The sequence below is a fragment of the Tabrizicola sp. YIM 78059 genome, from assembly GCF_004959785.1.
Lineage (GTDB): Bacteria > Pseudomonadota > Alphaproteobacteria > Rhodobacterales > Rhodobacteraceae > Tabrizicola > Tabrizicola caldifontis.
The window spans coordinates 221,779-239,267 of record NZ_SJZH01000004.1 but is presented as its reverse complement, the minus strand read 5'-3'; the positions used below and the strand labels follow the sequence as shown (position 1 = coordinate 239,267).

The 17,489-nt window shown below is 66.4% G+C and carries 17 protein-coding genes, 1 tRNA gene and 1 riboswitch; of the genes, 13 read left to right on the top strand and 5 right to left on the bottom strand.

All coding sequences use genetic code 11. From position 1 onward, the window contains the following. Positions 1–10: 10 nt before the first annotated feature. Entirely contained in the window at positions 11–1,510 is a 1,500-nt protein-coding gene (locus EZM81_RS07865) for an MORN repeat-containing protein (RefSeq protein ID WP_136645353.1), read from the bottom strand. A 126-nt stretch (positions 1,511–1,636) separates the two neighbouring features. Between EZM81_RS07865 and EZM81_RS07860 the strand changes: the two genes are divergently transcribed. Together EZM81_RS07860 and EZM81_RS07855 are read left to right on the top strand one after the other, a co-directional pair. After that, positions 1,637–3,295: an NAD+ synthase gene (locus EZM81_RS07860; protein ID WP_136645352.1), complete on the top strand. Its 1,659-nt coding sequence runs from the start codon at positions 1,637–1,639 to the stop codon at positions 3,293–3,295. A 75-nt stretch (positions 3,296–3,370) separates the two neighbouring features. Continuing rightward, positions 3,371–3,664, top strand: a complete 294-nt coding sequence (locus tag EZM81_RS07855) for a hypothetical protein (protein WP_135449774.1) — start codon at positions 3,371–3,373, stop codon at positions 3,662–3,664. Between the two features lie 28 nt (positions 3,665–3,692). Here EZM81_RS07855 and EZM81_RS07850 read toward each other — a convergent pair whose 3' ends face one another. The 3 genes from EZM81_RS07850 to EZM81_RS07840 form a co-directional block, all read right to left on the bottom strand. After that, positions 3,693–4,640, bottom strand: coding sequence for a 1-phosphofructokinase family hexose kinase (locus EZM81_RS07850; RefSeq protein ID WP_135449775.1), 948 nt, complete (start codon positions 4,638–4,640; stop codon positions 3,693–3,695). Between the two features lie 110 nt (positions 4,641–4,750). Beyond that, positions 4,751–5,677 carry an MBL fold metallo-hydrolase gene (locus tag EZM81_RS07845; protein WP_371685729.1) on the bottom strand — a complete coding sequence of 309 codons (927 nt, stop codon included), beginning with the start codon at positions 5,675–5,677 and terminating at the stop codon, positions 4,751–4,753. A 123-nt stretch (positions 5,678–5,800) separates the two neighbouring features. Then, the gene (locus EZM81_RS07840) at positions 5,801–6,211 is read right to left on the bottom strand and encodes a metallopeptidase family protein (protein ID WP_135449776.1); all 411 of its coding nucleotides are present in this window, start codon (positions 6,209–6,211) and stop codon (positions 5,801–5,803) included. A gap of 198 nt (positions 6,212–6,409) precedes the next feature. Between EZM81_RS07840 and gltX the strand changes: the two genes are divergently transcribed. From gltX to gcvP, 5 genes are all read left to right on the top strand, one after another. Further along, entirely contained in the window at positions 6,410–7,735 is a 1,326-nt protein-coding gene (gene gltX, locus EZM81_RS07835; RefSeq protein ID WP_136645351.1) for a glutamate--tRNA ligase, read from the top strand. A 77-nt stretch (positions 7,736–7,812) separates the two neighbouring features. Further along, positions 7,813–9,213, top strand: coding sequence for an MATE family efflux transporter (locus EZM81_RS07830; RefSeq protein ID WP_136645350.1), 1,401 nt, complete (start codon positions 7,813–7,815; stop codon positions 9,211–9,213). A 71-nt stretch (positions 9,214–9,284) separates the two neighbouring features. Beyond that, a riboswitch (glycine riboswitch) is annotated at positions 9,285–9,375 on the top strand. Positions 9,376–9,532: 157 nt separating this feature from the next. Further along, positions 9,533–10,648, top strand: coding sequence for a glycine cleavage system aminomethyltransferase GcvT (gene gcvT, locus EZM81_RS07825; protein WP_136645349.1), 1,116 nt, complete (start codon positions 9,533–9,535; stop codon positions 10,646–10,648). Between the two features lie 9 nt (positions 10,649–10,657). Next, on the top strand, positions 10,658–11,017 hold the full coding sequence (gene gcvH, locus EZM81_RS07820) for a glycine cleavage system protein GcvH (protein WP_135449780.1): 360 nt from the start codon (positions 10,658–10,660) through the stop codon (positions 11,015–11,017). Positions 11,018–11,120: 103 nt separating this feature from the next. Continuing rightward, positions 11,121–13,958 carry an aminomethyl-transferring glycine dehydrogenase gene (gcvP, locus tag EZM81_RS07815; protein ID WP_136645348.1) on the top strand — a complete coding sequence of 946 codons (2,838 nt, stop codon included), beginning with the start codon at positions 11,121–11,123 and terminating at the stop codon, positions 13,956–13,958. Positions 13,959–14,023: 65 nt separating this feature from the next. Here gcvP and EZM81_RS07810 read toward each other — a convergent pair whose 3' ends face one another. Then, complete coding sequence (locus EZM81_RS07810) at positions 14,024–14,455, bottom strand: hypothetical protein (protein ID WP_136645347.1); 432 nt, start codon at positions 14,453–14,455, stop codon at positions 14,024–14,026. 127 nt (positions 14,456–14,582) lie between these two features. On the opposite strand from EZM81_RS07810, the gene EZM81_RS07805 reads away from it, so the two are divergent. The 6 genes from EZM81_RS07805 to EZM81_RS07780 all read left to right on the top strand — a co-directional run bounded on the left by EZM81_RS07805 (position 14,583) and on the right by EZM81_RS07780 (position 17,425). Further along, a complete protein-coding gene (locus EZM81_RS07805) occupies positions 14,583–15,269 on the top strand; it encodes an AzlC family ABC transporter permease (RefSeq protein WP_136645346.1) in 687 nt (228 codons plus the stop codon). After that, positions 15,266–15,589 carry an AzlD domain-containing protein gene (locus EZM81_RS07800; protein ID WP_136645345.1) on the top strand — a complete coding sequence of 108 codons (324 nt, stop codon included), beginning with the start codon at positions 15,266–15,268 and terminating at the stop codon, positions 15,587–15,589. The genes EZM81_RS07805 and EZM81_RS07800 overlap by 4 nt, the downstream gene beginning before the upstream one ends. Before the next feature lie 66 nt (positions 15,590–15,655). Then, positions 15,656–15,973 carry a DUF3775 domain-containing protein gene (locus EZM81_RS07795; protein WP_135449785.1) on the top strand — a complete coding sequence of 106 codons (318 nt, stop codon included), beginning with the start codon at positions 15,656–15,658 and terminating at the stop codon, positions 15,971–15,973. 69 nt (positions 15,974–16,042) lie between these two features. Then, positions 16,043–16,489: a thioredoxin TrxC gene (gene trxC / locus EZM81_RS07790; protein WP_135449786.1), complete on the top strand. Its 447-nt coding sequence runs from the start codon at positions 16,043–16,045 to the stop codon at positions 16,487–16,489. A 62-nt stretch (positions 16,490–16,551) separates the two neighbouring features. Further along, positions 16,552–16,627 (top strand) — tRNA-Ala (locus EZM81_RS07785). A 141-nt stretch (positions 16,628–16,768) separates the two neighbouring features. Further along, on the top strand, positions 16,769–17,425 hold the full coding sequence (locus tag EZM81_RS07780; protein ID WP_136645344.1) for a Crp/Fnr family transcriptional regulator: 657 nt from the start codon (positions 16,769–16,771) through the stop codon (positions 17,423–17,425). Positions 17,426–17,489: the final 64 nt, after the last annotated feature.

Below are 17,489 nucleotides of genomic sequence, written 5' to 3'. Positions count from 1 at the left end.
CAAGTGCAGGTCAGGGCGTGGACGTGACAGGAGATTCGGTCGCAGGGGGCGGGTTGTCCGTCTGTGTCCCGGTCGGGGCGCCATCGTTCGAGGGGACATCCGCAGGCGCGGCGTCTGCGGGCGTCTCGGGCGGGGCGGTCAGGATGCCGTTCTGCCAGATACCTTCGGCGACCTGGCCGCTGGCATAGGTCAGCTTGCCTTGTCCTTCACGGATTCCGGCGCGGAACTGGCCAACATAGACGTCGCCTGAAGGATACGTCGCCGTTCCCTGCCCTTCGATCTGGCCGGCGACCCATTCGCCGACATAGCGAAAGCCGTCCGGGGTAGAGAACTCGCCCTCGCCGTGGCGCAGGCCCGCCCTGAACGTGCCCTTGTAAAGGCTGCCGTCAGGGTAGACCGCAGCGCCGATTCCTTCGCGCTGCCCGTCCACCCAGTCGCCTTCGTAGCGGTAACCGTCCGGCTGCGTCATCGTACCGGTGCCATGCGGCAGGGCATTGACGAAGCTGCCTTCGTAGACGCGGCCATCCGCATACGTGGCGCGTCCCTGGCCGGTGATCATCCCGCGCTGCCATTCGCCCTGGTAGGTGGACCCGTCGGGATAGGTGATCGCGCCCTGGCCATGCGGCTGGTCGGCCTGCATCGCGCCGACATAGACCGATCCGTCAGGATAGGTGATGGTCCCGGTGCCCTCCATCCGCCCTTCGACCCAGGTGCCTTCGTAGGTGAAACCGTCTGCGGCGGTGAAGGTGCCCTTGCCATGGCGGCGGTCGGCCAACCAGCTGCCCGAATAGATGTCCCCGTTCTTGTGCACCATCCGGCCCTGGCCCTGGCGCTGACCGTTGACGAAGGCCCCTTCGTAGACGTCGCCGTTTGGCTGGGTCAGCTTGCCTTGGCCGTTGATCTGCCCATCGGCCCAGTCGCCCTCATAGACCAGGCCATCCGGCATGGTCAGCTTCCCGTGGCCGGACCGCTGGCCCTGCACCAGCGTGCCTTCGTAGACCGTGCCGTCCGGGTAGGTGATCCTGCCAGTGCCTTCCTTGACGCCCATGACCCACTGGCCTTCGTAGGTATAGCCCGAGGGGTTGGTCAACGTGCCCCGCCCGTTGTGCTGGCCGCGGGTGAAGGTGCCCGTATAGACCGACCCGTTGGCATAGGTCGCCACACCCTGCCCGGTCATCTGGCCATTGACCCAGTCACCTTCATAGGTGCGGCCATCCGGGGCGGTGATCTTGCCCTTGCCGTCGGGCTGGCCGTTCAGGAAGCTGCCCTCGTAGACCGAGCCGTTGGGATAGCGCGCGACGCCCTGGCCGGTGATCTCGCCCTCGATCCAGTCGCCGGTATATTCGAAGCCCGAGGGCAGCCGGTAGGTGCCGGTGCCGTGCTGGCGGCCATTGAGGAACGTGCCCTCGTAGACCGAGCCGTCGTCATACTGCTTGGTGATGATCTCGCCATCCTGCGCAAGGGCGGGCAGCGCGATCAGGGCAAGAAAGGCGGCAATCGGCAGGCGCATGGGCGAATCCCCCCAGGGTCAGGCTGCGAAGGTAAGGGGGCAGCTGCGGTGTGACAAGCTTGGGGCGGTTCGGCTTTCCCTTGGCCATCAGTCTGGTAGAAGGAATGTGACCGATGGGGGCCCGCGATGACCGATACCTTCCGACTGAGACTTGCGCAGTTGAATCCGGTGGTGGGGGACATCGCCGGAAATGCGGCGCGGGCGAAGGCCGCATGGGATACGGGGCGCGCCGACGGCGCCGACATGGTCGCGCTGACCGAGATGTTCGTGACCGGCTACCAGACCCAGGACCTGATCCTGAAGCCGGCGTTCGTGACGGCGGCAATCGCGGCGGTCGAACGGCTTGCCGCCGACTGTGCCGATGGCCCGGCGCTGGGCATCGGCGGGCCGGTGCGGGCGGGCGGAAAGCTTTACAACGGCTATTATGTGCTTCACGGCGGCAAGGTGCAGGCGCGCGTCCTGAAGCATCATCTGCCGAATGACTCGGTGTTCGACGAAAAGCGGGTCTTCGCCTCGGCCGACGTGCACGGGCCCTATGTGGTGAATGGTCTGCGCATCGGCACCCCGATCTGCGAGGATGCCTGGCACCCCGACGTGGCCGAGACCCTGGCAGAGACAGGGGCAGAGATCCTGCTGGTGCCCAATGGGTCGCCCTATCATCGTGGCAAGCCGAACCTGCGGCTGAACCTGATGGTGGCCCGCGTGGTCGAGACCGGCCTGCCGCTGGTCTATCTGAACATGGTGGGCGGGCAGGATGATCAGGTGTTCGACGGGTCTTCAATGGTGCTGAACCCCGGCGGACGGCTGATGGCGCAGCTGCCGCAGTTCGACGAATGCGAGATCACGGTCGTCTTTCGCCGCACCCCCGAAGGCTGGCGCGCCGATCCGGGCGAGATCGCCGAGATCCCGCCGATCGGCGAGGCGGATTATCGCGCCTGCGTCATGGGCCTGGGCGACTACATGCGCAAGACCGGGTTCCGCAAGGCGCTGCTGGGCTTGTCGGGCGGGATCGACAGCGCCATCGTCGCGGCCATGGCAGTGGATGCGCTGGGGCCGGAAAACGTGCGCTGCGTCATGCTGCCCAGCGAATTCACCAGTGCCCATTCGCTGGAGGATGCGGCGGCGGCGGCGAAGGCTTTGGGTTGCCGGCTGGACACGGTGCCGATCACCGGCGCGCAAGCCGCCGTGGGAGAGGCGCTGGCCCCGCTCTTCGCCGGCACGGAGCCCGGCATCACCGAGGAAAACATCCAGTCCCGGCTGCGTGGGCTGTTGCTCATGGCGCTGTCGAACAAGTTCGGCGAGATGTTGCTGACCACCGGCAACAAGTCGGAAATAGCGGTGGGCTACTGCACGATCTACGGCGACATGAACGGCGGCTACAACCCGGTCAAGGACATGTACAAGACCCGCATGTTCCTGACCGCGCGCTGGCGCAACGAAAACCACCGACCCTGGATGAAGGGGCCGGCAGGCGTCGTGATCCCGCACCGCATCATCGAGAAACCCCCCAGCGCCGAACTGCGCGCCAACCAGACCGACCAGGACAGCCTGCCACCCTACGAGGTGCTGGACGCGATTCTGGAATGTCTGGTGGAAAAGGAGATGTCGGTGGCCGAGATCATCGCCCTTGGCTTCGAGCGTGAGACGGTGAAGAAGGTGGAGCACTTGCTTTACCTTGCGGAATACAAGCGGTTCCAGTCGGCGCCGGGGGTGCGGCTGACGCAGAAGGCCTTCTGGCTGGACCGCCGCTATCCGATCACCAACAGCTGGCGGGACGATGGCTGAACTGGTCGCGGTCAACCGTTATGCCTGCGCGACGCGGGGGCGTTCCGCGCTGCGGCCGCGGCGCTGGCGGCCAGGGTGTGTGACGAAGGCCACCCCGGCATTCTGGCCTGCCGGTTCTTCTGCTCCGGCCGGGCCGAAGGTCGCGCCGTGGTAACTTATGCCGACCCCGGGGCCTGGATCGGCCACCACGATCTGGTCACGAGCTGGTCCGAGGCTGCGGCGCCGAGAGCTTCGGCCGATCTGGAGGAGGTGCTGCTCTTCGGCCCTGCAACTGCCGCGATGCTGGACTGGTTGGCGCGGATGGGGCTGGAGGCCAAGGTGCGGCTCATCGGCGAACCAGTGGCGGGATTTCTGCGCTGGAACGGCTGAACTTCGGCCCCAGTGCGGCATGAACCTCTCAGACCGCTGTCACCGTGCATTCGGGCAAGAGGCGCATCACGTCCTCGGGCCGGCAAAGCTGGGTTGCATCGGTCATCACCGCGGCAGAAGCGGCTGCGGACCCCAGGGCCAGCGCCTCGGCATTGGACTGGCCGCGGGCCAGCGACAGGACGAAAGCGGCGACGAAACTGTCGCCGGCGCCTACGGTCGATTTCACCCTGACCTTGGCAGCCTTGCCGAACAGCCTCTGGTTGGCGTCGGCAAGCACGTTGCCCTCGGCGCCGCGGGCGATGATGACGGTCCGTGCCACGCCCTTCCCGACCAGAGATTGCGCGAAATCGGCGGTGTCCTCTACCCTGGGAAGGGACTTGCCGGCCAGTTCCTCTCCCTCTGGTCCATCCATGCGAAGGACTTCCAGCCCCGGAATCGGGTGGCGCACCGCCTCGGTCAGGGTCGCGCCGGATGTATCCAGCACCACACGGCTGTCCGGCATGGAGGCCGCAAGCTGTGCCGGGAAATCGACCGGCACGCCGGGGGGCTGGCTGCCCGAGATCACGGAGATCCCGCCCGGCCGTGCCGTGGCGCGCAACAGGGTGAACACGCGGGCGCGTTCGGCCTCGCCCCAGACCGGGCCCGGGAGCATGAAGCGGTATTGCCGGCCGGTGGTGACCTCGTTCACGGTCAGCGATTGCCGCGTCTCGCCGGGGCCGAGGATCGATAGGAACGTCACGCCTTCCGCCCGGATCAGACCGGCCAGCCGGTCGCCCGTCAGCCCGCCGATGGCCACCAGCGCCAGGCTGTCGCCCCCCAGCGCCTTGATCGCCCGGCTGACGTTCAGCCCCCCGCCGCCGGGATCGAGCAAGGGCTCGGTGCAGCGCAGCTTCTGTCCGGGAATCAGCTCGTGCACCTCGGTCGCCATGTCGAGCGCGGGGTTCAGCGTCAGGGTCAGGATCGGGGCTTGGGTCATGCGGCACCTGTTCGTGTTACCGCTATCATAAACCCTCCACAGCGAAATGGAACCGCCCCCGGCAGGCCATGCCGGGGGGGGCAGTGCGCCGCGCGAACGGGGTTGCCGACTTAGCCGTTCAGCAGCAGCTGGTAGCTGGCCGGCACATAGCGGAAACCATCTTCCATGGCCTCGACATAGCCGAGGCCCGGGAAGGGCATGTGGTAGCCGATGAAGGGGATGCGGTCGGCGGCGATCATGCCGAAGACCCGCCGGCGCGTCGCGGCGGCGGCGGCCTTGTCCATGTCGAAGCGAACCTCCCAGTCGGGCCGTTGCAGCGACCATACATAGTGGTTGGCGGTGTCGGCGGTGATGATCAGGCGCTGGCCGTCCGATTCGACCTGATAGACCATATGCCCCGGCGAATGACCGAAGGCGGCCATGCCGGTGATGCCGCCGGTCACGATGCCGCCGTCGTCAAGGAAGGTGAACCTGTCGTTCAGGGGTTTCACGTTCCTGTCGAAGCCTTCGTTGCCGGCGGCCGACCAGTGGTTGTGTTCCACCGCTCCGGTGACGTAGCGGGCATTGGCGAAGGTTGGCGTGGTGCCGTCGGCGCCCATCAGCCCCCCGATGTGATCGCCGTGCATGTGGGTCAGGACGACCGTTGTCACCATGTCGGCCGTCATCCCGGCCGCAGTCAGCGCGGCCAGTGTTCCCTCGGCGGACAGGCCGGTGTCGAACAGCACGACATCGGCACCGGTGTTGACCACCGTCGGGGTGAAGAAGTTCAGCGACCTGTCGGCGGGGATGAAGTTCGCGGCGCTGAGGGCGGCAAAATCTTCGGGATTTGCATTGGTTCCGAAGGTTTCCTGCGGATTGTCAAGCAGGCGGCTGCCGGCGGAGAGCGTGGTCACCTCGAAGCTGCCGAGCCTGAACCGATTCCACGGCGCGAAGCCCGCGCCCTGCATGGGCGCCTGCGCCTGAACGGCGCGTGGCATGAACGTGGCGGCCAAGGGCAGGGTGGCACCGGCGACAAGGGCCTGACGACGGGAAAGCATGACGATGTCCTCCTTTGGGTCCATGACCGGCAGATAGGGCACGGGGACCGGAAGGCGGATCACGGGCGCGTCAGGGGCGGTGCCTGTCTGCACATGGACTGTGCGGCAGGGACGGGAAGCGGATCATTCCCACCAGGGATCGATGGCGGCGATATCGTCGTCCGACCAGCCAAAGTGGTGCGCCAGTTCGTGGATCACCACATGGGTCACCAGTTCCTGAAGAGAGACGTTCCCGCGTTCGGCCCATTCGTCAAGGATCGGCCGCCGGAAAAGCCAGATCACGTCGGGCCTGGTCATCTGCTCGGCGGTCGATTTCTCTGTCAGGGGAATACCCTCGTACAGACCGGTCAGCTCGAACGGGTCGTCCAGGCCCAGTTCTTCGACCATGTCGTCTTCGGGAAAATCCTCGACGCGCAGGCGGACATGGGTGGCGGGCTCGCGGAACGGATCGGGCAGGGTCGAGATGGCCTCATGGGCAAGCTGTTCGAGGAAGGCCAGGGTCGGGGCGATGCTGTCGGGGGCTGGATTGGTCATGGCCTGAAGATAGGCAGGCCCCGGAGCGGAGGGAAGGGGGGCGGCCCGGCGGGGCGGGGCCGTTGCCGGGGGCATCGAACCCCCGGCAACGGCGTTGCCACGGCCGGCGGCATCGGAGTCCACCAGACCGGACGCGGCGCAAAACTGGACAAGACGCGGGGCTTGTGACAGGGAAGGGCGGTTCAAGGAGCCGCCCCGATGACCGTCACCACCCGCTTCGCCCCCTCGCCCACCGGCTGGATCCATGTCGGCAACCTGCGCACCGCGCTTATGAACTACCTCATCGCGCGGCAGAACGGCGGCACCTTCATCCTGCGGCTGGACGATACCGACCAGGAACGCTCGAAGCAGGAATACATCGATGGGCTGATGGAGGATCTGTCCTGGCTGGGCCTGACCTGGGACCGGGTCGAGCAGCAGTCGAAACGGCTGGCGCGCTATGCGGAAGCCGCCGAGCAGCTGAAGGCTGCGGGCCGGTTCTACGAATGTTTCGAGACACCGGTCGAGCTGGATTTAAAGCGCAAGAAGCAGCTGAACATGGGCAAGCCCCCGGTCTATGACCGTGCGGCCCTCAGCCTGACCGAGGAGCAGAAGGCCGCCTATCGCGCCGAGGGCCGCAAGGGCTACTGGCGCTTCAAGCTGGATCAGGAACGGATCGAGTGGAAGGACGGGATCATCGGCGAAATCTCGATCGACGCGGCCTCGGTCAGCGATCCGGTGCTGATCAAGGCGGACGGGCAAGTGCTTTACACCTTCGCCTCGTCGGTGGATGACGTGGACATGGGGGTGACGCATATCGTGCGCGGCGCCGACCATGTGACCAACACCGCGACCCAGATCCAGATCATGAAGGCGCTGGGCGGCACGCCCCCGACCTTTGCGCATCACAGCCTTCTGACCGGGCCGCAGGGCGAGGAACTGTCGAAGCGTCTGGGCGTGCTTTCGCTGCGCGACCTGCGCGCGCGGGGGGTGGAGCCGATGGCGCTTTTGTCTCTCATGGCGCGCCTGGGGTCGTCGAAGCCGGTGGAACTTGCGCGCTCGATGGAAGAGCTGATTGCGGGCTTCGACGTGGGTTCCTTCGGCACCGCGCCGACCAAGTTCGATGCCGAGGATCTGTTCCCGCTGACCCGGCAGCATCTGCAATCGCTGCCCTTCGCGGCGGTGAAGGAGCGGGTGCTGGCGCTGGGCGTGCCCGAGGCCGAGGCCGAAGCCTTCTGGAATGTGGCCAAGGGCAACATCACCGTGCTCGCCGATCTGGCGGACTGGTGGACGCTGTTCCGCGACGGGGCCGAGCCGGTGGTGGAGGAGGCCGACCGCGACTTCGTGCGGCAGGCGCTGGCGATGCTGCCGCCGCGACCCTGGACCACGGCAACCTGGGGCGAGTGGACCCAGGCCGTGAAGGAGGCGACGGGGCGCAAGGGCAAGGATCTTTTCCGCCCGCTGCGCCGGGCCTTGACGGGGCGCGAAGCGGGGCCGGAGATGGCCGATGTCATGCCGCTTCTGCGCAAGGTTCCGAGCGTCTGAGCCCTCGTGCACCGCCCCGGGGGCCGTCTGCCCCCGGACCCCCGAGGATATTTGGGAACGGAAGAAGGGGCTGGCACATGGCCGGACCGCAGGCGAAGTTCGTCGAGGGGAACCTGTTCCGGCATGTGTCGGTCATGGCGCTGACCTCGTCTGTCGGGCTGATGGCGGTTTTCGTCGTCGATCTGGTCAACATGTTTTACATTGCGCTGTTGGGGCGCGAGGAGCTGGCGGCGGCGATCGGCTATGCCGGGGCGATCCTGTTCTTCACCACCAGTTTCGGAATCGGCATGTCGATTGCCGTGGGGGCGTTGGTGGCGCGGGCGCTGGGCGCGCGCGATCCGGCGCTGGCGCGCGAGAAGTCGACGACCGGCCTGGTGCTGGGCTTCGTCTTCGGGTCGATCTTCGCGGCCGTCGTATGGCTGGCGCTGTCGCCCTTGGTGAGCCTTCTGGGTGCCACGGGCGAGACGCATGATCTGGCGGTGCACTTTCTGGCCATCGTGGTGCCGTCGCAGCCCCTGTTGATGGTGGGTATGGTGGGCGGCGCGATCCTGCGCAGCCATGGCGATGCGCGGGCGGCGATGATGGCCACGGTCTGGGGGGCGGTTGCGACGGCGGTGCTGGACCCGATCCTGATCTTTGGCCTCGGGCTGGAGCTGACGGGGGCGGCGATTGCAAGCTTTGCAGCGCGCGTGGTGATAGCCTGGGTCGCCTTGCAACCGATCCGGCGGAAGTACGGGGGCTTCGACCGGCCGACGACGGGACAGGTTATTGCCGACATGGGGCCAATCTGGGCCATCGCGGTGCCCGCGATCCTGACCCAGGTGGCGACGCCCGTGGGCCAAGCCTTCGTCACCCGTGCCACCAGTGCCTATGGCGAGGCGGCTGTGGCGGGCATGGCGATCGCCGGCCGGCTGACGCCGGTCGCCTTCGGGGTGATCTTCGCGCTGTCCGGGGCCATCGGGCCGATCATCGGGCAGAACTTCGGCGCCGGGCAGATCGACCGGGTGCGGCGCGCCTTTCTGGACGGGCTGATCTTCACCGCTATTGTGATCCTTGTGGTCTCGGCGCTGCTCTTTGCGTTGCGCGGGCCCATCGCCGATGCGTTCCGCGCCGAGGGGCTGACGCGCGATCTGGTTTATCTGTTCTGCGGGCCGCTGGCGCTGTTGTGGTTCTTCAACGGCGCGATCTTCGTCGGCAATGCGGTCTGCAACAATCTGGGACGGCCGTTCTGGTCCACGGTGGTGAACTGGGGCCGGCACACGCTGGGAACCGTCCCGCTGGCCCTGTGGCTGGGCGGCTACTGGGGTGCGCAGGGGGTGCTGGTCGGGCAGGCCGTCGGCGGGGTGATCTTCGGGTTGGCGGCAATCTGGCTTGCCCTGCTGGTGATCCATTCGCCGGCCGTTTCCCATGCCCGCGCGCGCCCGCAGCCTGAGCCTGATGCCGAAGCGGTCGCCAGCCCCGGTGAACGCCGGGCATGACGCCTGGCGCGGTATGCGATCGTATTCCGGATTTCGCTTGCCCGCCCCGCCCCGGATGGGTTAGTCAGGATGCGTCAGTTTCGGGAGAATCCGGGGAAAGCCCGGTGCCGAAGGAGCAACCGCCCCGGTAAACTCTCAGGCGCAAGGGACCGTAGCTGACGACAGACTCTGGAGAGTTCCCGGCCAGGGCCGGGACGCCGAAGGGATAACGATCTCAGGCGCGCCAGCCGGCGCAGGGACAGAGGGGGCATCGAGCGGCGGGGATCAGCCCGCCGGAACGGTGCCGGTTGCTTTCCGGCCGAACTGTGGGAGGACGGCGATGGCCGACCCTGAGGGCTTGATCCGGCTGGGTCTGCATGACCTGCATGTTGAACTCGGCGGCAAGATGGTGCCCTTCGCGGGCTATGAGATGCCGGTGCAATATGCCGAAGGCGTGCTGAGGGAACATCTGCACACGCGCTCGGCGGCGGGGTTGTTCGATGTCAGCCACATGGGGCAGGTGATCCTTAGGCCGAAAGGGTCGATCGAGGATCTCAAGCGCGCATTCGAGGCGCTGATGCCGGTGGATGTGCTGGGGCTGGCCGAGGGGCGGCAGCGCTATGGCCTGTTCACCAATGATCAGGGCGGGATCCTGGACGACCTGATGTTCACCAACCGCGGCGATCACCTGTATGTCGTGGTGAATGCGGCCTGCAAGGCAGCCGACATCGCCCACATGACTGCGGCCATGCCAGGCGTGGAAGTTCAGCCAGTGACCGACCGTGCGCTTCTGGCCTTGCAGGGACCGGGCGCCGAGGCGGCGCTGGAGGGATTGGTGCCGGGCGTCGCGGCGATGCGTTTCATGGATCACCGGATCTTCGGCGGGATCTGGGTCAGCCGCTCGGGCTATACCGGCGAGGACGGGTTCGAGGTCTCGGTGCCGCAGGCAGAGGCCGAGAGCTTCGCGCGCCGCCTGCTGGCCCAGCCCGGTGTGGCCCCCATCGGTCTTGGTGCGCGCGACAGCCTGCGGCTGGAGGCGGGGCTTTGCCTCTACGGCCATGACATTGACACCACCACAAGCCCGGTCGAGGCCAACCTGACCTGGGCGATCCCAAAGGCCCGCCGTGCGGGCGGCGTGCGCGAGGGGGGCTTTCCGGGCGCGGCGCGGATCCTGCGCGAACTGGCCGAAGGGCCGGCGCGGCTGCGCGTCGGCCTGCGCCCCGAGGGCCGTGCGCCCATGCGCGAGGGTGTGGAACTTTTCACCGATGACGGCACGCCTGCCGGCCGCGTCACCTCGGGCGGGTTCGGTCCCAGCGTGAATGCCCCAGTCGCGATGGGTTACGTTGCGCGATCCCATGCTACCATCGGCACGATTCTTCAGGGCGAACTGCGTGGCAAGCGCCATCCCGTCACCGTTGCCGACCTTCCCTTCCATCCCACCAGCTACAAGCGTTGAGGCAAGACGATGAAATACACCAAGGATCATGAATGGCTGCGCGTCGAGGGGGACCTGGTGGTCGTTGGCATCACCGAACATGCCGCAACGCAACTGGGCGATGTGGTCTTCGTGGAACTGCCCGAACCCGAGACCCAGGTGGCCGAGGGTGACGAGGTCTGCGTGATCGAAAGCGTGAAGGCAGCCAGCGACATCCTGGCGCCGGTGGATGGCGAGATCGTCGCCGTGAACCAGAAGCTGGTGGATAATCCGGCCCTGGTAAACGAGGATCCGCTTGGCGAGGGGTGGTTCTTCAAGATGAAGGTCGATGACCTGAGCGTGCTCGACGACTTCATGGACGAGGACGAATATCAGGATCTGATCGGCTGATCGCCCCGGCCCGGAGTTTTCGAAAACTCCGGGCAAGTTTCTTCGAAGAGAATTGCAGATTCCTTTGCAGGAATTTGCCCGCCCCTTGCCAAAGGTATGCGCCATGACCTTCACGCCGACCGACTACAACCCCTATGATTTCGCCAACCGCCGGCACATCGGCCCCTCGCCCTCGGAGATGGAGGAGATGCTGGCGGCGGTCGGCGTGCGAACTCTGGACGAGCTGATCGACCAGACCGTGCCGCCCTCGATCCGGCAGGCGCAGCCCCTGTCCTGGGCGCCGCTGGCCGAGCACGAGCTTCTGGCGAAGATGAAGGAGGTCGCCGCGAAGAACCGGGTGATGACCAGCCTGATTGGGCAGGGTTATTACGGCACGGTCACGCCGCCCGCGATCCAGCGCAACATCCTGGAAAACCCGGCCTGGTATACCGCCTATACGCCCTATCAGCCGGAAATCGCGCAAGGAAGGCTCGAGGCGCTTCTGAACTTCCAGACCATGGTCTGCGACCTCACCGGTCTGGACGTCGCCAATGCCTCGCTATTGGACGAGGCGACAGCAGCGGCCGAGGCGATGACCATGGCCCAGCGGGTGGCAAAGTCGAAGGCGCAGGCTTTCTTTGTCGATCGCTTCTGCCATCCCCAGACCATCGCCGTGATCCGCACCCGAGCCCTGCCGCTGGGCATCGAGATCATCGAGGACGACGTGCGCAAGCTCGACCCATCGCAGGTCTTCGGCGCGATCTTCCAGTATCCGTCCAGCTATGGCCATGTGACCGACTTTACCCAGCGCATCGCCAGCCTGCATGCGGCCGGGGCCATCGCGATCATGGCGACCGACCTGCTTGCGCTCTGCCTGCTGAAGGAACCCGGTGCGATGGGGGCCGACATCGCCGTAGGCTCGGCGCAGCGCTTCGGGGTGCCGATGGGCTATGGCGGGCCGCATGCGGCCTTCATGGCCTGCCGCGACGCTTACAAGCGGCAGATGCCGGGCCGCATCGTCGGGGTCTCGATCGACGCGCAGGGCAACAAGGCCTATCGCCTGTCGCTCCAGACGCGCGAACAGCACATCCGGCGCGAGAAGGCGACCTCGAACGTCTGCACGGCGCAGGCGCTGCTGGCGGTGATGGCCAGCATGTATGCGGTGTTCCACGGGCCGAAGGGCCTGCGCGCCATCGCCGAGCGGGTGCACTTCCTGACCCAGCGGCTGGCGCGCGCGCTGAAGGCTGCGGGAGCGAAGGTCGCGCCGAAGGCCTTCTTCGACACGATCACCGTCGAGGTCGGCGTGGGTCAGGCCGGCATCCTTGCAGCCGCGCGGGCCGAGGGGCTGAACTTCCGCAAGATCGGCCTCGACCGAATCGGAATCAGCCTCGACGAGACCACTGACGAGCGCGTGCTGATCAAGGTTCTGCGCGCGTTCGGGATTGATGGGGTGCCGCCCCACCGCGCCACCCTTGGCTTCCCCGAAGAGATGCTGCGCACCTCTGATTATCTGACCCATCCGGTTTTCCACATGAACCGGGCCGAGTCGGAAATGATGCGCTACATGCGCCGCCTGTCGGACCGCGACCTCGCGCTCGACCGGGCGATGATCCCGCTCGGCTCCTGCACGATGAAGCTGAACGCCGCAGCCGAGATGATGCCGATCACCTGGCCGGAGTTCTCGTCCCTGCACCCCTTCGTCCCGCGCGATCAGGCGGCGGGCTATCACGAGGCCATCGCCGACCTGTCGGCCAAGCTGTGCGAGATCACCGGCTATGACGCCTTCTCGATGCAGCCGAACTCGGGCGCGCAGGGGGAATATGCGGGGCTATTGACCATCCTGAACTATCATCGGGCCCGCGGCGACCATCAGCGCAAGGTCTGTCTGATCCCGACCAGCGCACATGGAACCAACCCGGCCAGCGCGCAGATGGCAGGAATGGAGGTCGTCGTGGTCAAGTCCGCCCCAAACGGCGACGTGGACGTGGACGATTTCCGCGCCAAGGCCGAGGCGGCGGGCGACAGGCTGGCGGCCTGCATGATCACCTACCCCTCGACCCACGGGGTGTTCGAGGAAACCGTGCGCGAGATCTGCCGGATCACCCATGATCATGGCGGGCAGGTCTATATCGACGGGGCGAACATGAACGCGCTCGTGGGTTTGGTGAAACCTGGCGAGATCGGCGGCGATGTCAGCCACCTGAACCTGCACAAGACCTTTGCCATCCCGCATGGCGGCGGGGGGCCGGGCATGGGGCCGATCGGCGTGAAGGCACATCTTGCGCCGCATCTGCCGGGGCACCCCGAAACGGGTGGAGATGGGGCGGTTAGCGCGGCGCCCTACGGTTCGGCAAGCATCCTGCTGATCAGCTGGGCCTATTGCCTGATGATGGGCGGACCGGGCCTGACCCAGGCGACGCGGGTCGCGATCCTGAACGCCAACTACATCGCGGCACGACTGGCGGGGCACTATCCGATCCTGTTCATGGGCAACAAGGGCAGGGTGGCGCATGAGTGCATCCTTGACACCCGCCCATTCGCCGAGGTGGGCGTAACCGTGGATGACATCGCCAAACGGCTGATCGACAACGGCTTTCATGCGCCCACCATGTCCTGGCCGGTGGCCGGCACGCTGATGGTGGAACCGACCGAATCCGAGACCAAGGCCGAGATCGACCGCTTCGTCACCGCGCTTCTGTCGATCCGCGAGGAGATCCGGGCGGTGGAACGCGGCGAGATCGCGGCCGAGGACTCGCCACTGCGCCATGCCCCGCACACAGTTGCGGCCCTGGTGGGCGAGTGGGACCGGAAATACAGCCGCGAGACCGGCTGCTTCCCCCCGGGGTCCTTCCGGGTGGACAAGTACTGGCCTCCGGTGGGCCGGGTGGACAACGTGTATGGCGATCGCCATCTCGTCTGCATCTGCCCGCCGGTCGAAGCCTACGCCGAGGCTGCCGAATAGGCACACGGCTGCCGCCGCGGGGTGCGGGCCTGCCTTAAGGGCAGGTCCGGCCGCGCGCCTCGCCTTCAAGGTGCAGGCTTCGGTGCCGGGGTCCCCAGCAGACGCAGCCACTGGCCCTGGGTCAGGAAGTCGATCGATGCGTCGATCCCCTGCGGGGTCATTCCGGCAAAGCTGCCATCCCAGGCTTCCGACAGCCCGCGCGTCGGCAGGCCCGTTTCAGGCATCAGCCAACTGTCGAAGGTTTGACCGGGCGCGAAGCGCACATCGGGATGGCTCAGCAGGACGGCAAGCGTGTCATCGGCGTAAAGCCCCATCCAGAGGGTCTCTCCTCTGGTAAATTCGACTGCAACCCAGCAGTAGGAAAATGCACCCCGATCATCGGTATGGCCCGAGCCATTCCAGCTCCCGGCCGAAAACTGGCTGCCCGGAATTTCGTCGGCATTTGCAGGCGGCACCGTCGAAAGCGCCAGGATGACGGCAAGGGCAAGCATGCGCATGGCAGATATCCTTGCTGATGCAGTTCCCCGTGGCATGGCCCGATGGCACGTCGGCACGCAAGTCGTGCTTTCCCGGGTGTTGCACGGCATTGACCCCGGATCAGCCGCAGGCTAGCGATTGCCGCCGATGACCGGGACGCGCCCCCCCCTTGCTGATGGACTGATCGCCAGCCTGCCTATCGTTCTGGGCTATTTCCCCATAGCGTTTTCCTTCGGGGTGGCGGCGACACGGGCAGGATTCACCGGGCTCGAGGCCTTTGCTCTGTCGGCGATCATCTATGCCGGCGCCTCGCAGTTCCTGGCCTTGGCCCTGCTGACCTCGGGCGCGCCGGTGCTGGTTTCTGCCTTCACGCTGATCGCAATGAACCTGCGGCATGTCCTGTATGGCCCGGCGCTGATGAAGGCAGCGGGACGGGGGGCCACGACCCGCCGCGCCTGGGCCTGGGCCTTCGGGCTGACCGACGAGGTTTTCGGTCAGGCCCTGGGTGCGTTGGCGCGGGGGCAGTCCTTTTCGGAAGGCTACATGTTCGGGCTGGGGATCGGCGCTTATGCCAGCTGGCTGGCGGGAACCGCGGTTGGCGCACTGGCCGGGGGCGGGGCGCTGGATGGCTGGCCAGCCGTCAGCGCGGGGTTGGGGTTCATGCTGCCTGCCCTGTTCCTGGCGCTTCTTCTGTCGATCCTCAGCCGCAGGCAGGTGCCGGTGATCGTGATTGCGGGCGCCGCGACGGTGGCCGGAACCCTGGCGCTCAGCTCTACCTCCGGCATCCTGCTCGGGATGCTCGCCGGGGCCGCGGCGGGGGTGGTGCGGCGATGAACACCGACCTTCTGGCCGTAGCCCTGCTGGCCGGAGCCGCCAACTGGGCTTTCCGTGTGTTGCCTACACTTGCCCGGACGGACCGCCTGACACCCGGTGGGCTGCTGGAGCGGTTTCTGTCGGCGACCGGCCCGGCCGCCATAGCGACCCTGTTCGTGGCTGCGGTCCTGCCGGAACTTTCCGCAGGGAAGGGATGGCCGCTGCCTTTCGTCGTCGGAACGCTGGTCGTGCTGGCCGCCTGGGGCGCGACACGTTCGGTTGTGATCGCAACCCTTGCCGGGGCGGTGCTGCACGGTGCGACTGTCTGGGCGCTGGGCTGATCTCTGCTTGCACAGGATGCAGGCATCGGCGACCATCAAAGGGGATACGCCAGGGGGAGGCCGGACATGCTTGAGATCAGCCCGCAGAAGGTGGTGCATGTGATCTACCTTGCCCGCGAGGGCTCGGTCGGCGATGCGGAACTGCACGCCTTCATCGATGCGCTGAATGACGACGAAAAGGCCCAGTTGACCGCCGTGGCCTGGATCGGACGTGGCGCCTTCGAGCCGGAAGATTTCGAAGAGGCCGTGGCCACCGCCGCCGCAGAGGCCACGACACCCACAGCCGATTACCTGATGGGCATGCCCCACCTGGCCGAAAACCTGGAGGCGGGACTTGATGCCCTCGGGGTCGATGTGACGGGCGAGGAAGAGGATTTCCTTTGACCGAAGCAAGGTCTTGCATCGCGCAAGTCGAATACACATCTTCAAAGCAATAGATGTATGAGGTGCGCAATGGCTGTAGTTGATGCGGTGAAACTGACCTGTCCTTCCTGTGGGCAGGCGAACCGGGTGCCCGTGTCCCGGTTGGCTGAAGGGCCGAAATGCGGCGTATGCGGGGCGGGGCTTGTCGATGGAAAGGTTGCAGAACTGGACGCTGCGACCCATGACAAGGTGACGCGCGGCGATGGTCTGCCGGTTCTGGTGGATTACTGGGCACCCTGGTGCGGGCCCTGCCGGATGATGGCGCCGGAATTCGCCAAGGCGGCGCAGGCGCTGGCGCCCAAGGTGCGGCTGATGAAGCTGAACACCGAGGACCACCCCGAAATCTCGGCCAGGGCGGGAATCCGCGGGATTCCAGCACTGATCCTGTATCGCGACGGGCGCGAGGTGGCGCGGCTTGCGGGTGCGCGTCCGGCGGCCGATATCGTTGCCTTCGTGCGCCAGCACATCGGCAGCTAGGCACCCGCGCGGGCCGCTTGACAACGACCGCACGATGCGCGATTGAGCCGCGCGAGGTCATTGGGGCAGTAGCTCAGTTGGGAGAGCGTATCGTTCGCAATGATAAGGTCAGGGGTTCGATCCCCCTCTGCTCCACCAATGACCCTCGGCCTCCCGCTGCATCGTTCGTCTGACCCTCGGTCCTGACCTGGGGGACCGATTCGTCGCCTCGGTTTGCGTTGGCGCGTCATCACTGGCGCGACGGGGCCGATCGGGGCAGCCTCTGCCTCGGATGAATGCATGACCTGGATCGACCGTTTTGATGGCCTGAGGGCCCTTCCCGCCGAGATCGCCGATGCGCTGGTCTCGGGCAGCAATGTGGTGTCGCTGCCGGCCGGGGCCAGGGTATTCGAGGCGGGCCAGCATGCCGACAACCTGCTGTTGCTGTTGGGCGGAACGGTCCGGGTGCAGCAGCGGTCCGAATCCGGCCGCGAGGTGTTCCTGTATCGCGTTCATGCCGGGGAAAGCTGCGTGCTGACGACCGCCTGCATGCTGGCGAACGAGGACTATTCGGCCGAAGGCATCACCGAGACGGAGGTCGAGGCGGTCGTGATCCCTCGCAGGGTCTTTGAAGATCTGGCAGGACGTTCGGACAGGTTCCGAAGCTTCATCTTCCGTGCCTATTCGCGCCGGATCGCCGATCTGTTCGCGCTGATCCACGACATCGTGTTCCAGCGCGTCGATGTGCGGCTGGCGGCGCGGCTGCTGAGCCTGGCCCGGGGGGACGAGGTTCGGGCGACGCACCAGGCGCTGTCGGTTGAACTGGGAACGGCGCGCGAGGTCGTCTCGCGCACGCTGGGCGACTTCCAGCGCCGGGGCTGGGTGGAACAATCCCGCGGGCTGATCCGGGTTCTGAACCGCGAAGCTCTGGACCGGCATGCGCGGTCTGTGACGTAATCACCATGCGCGGCCATCCGGCTGTGGCATGGTGTCGGGATGGGTGATTCTCGAAAGGAGAGCG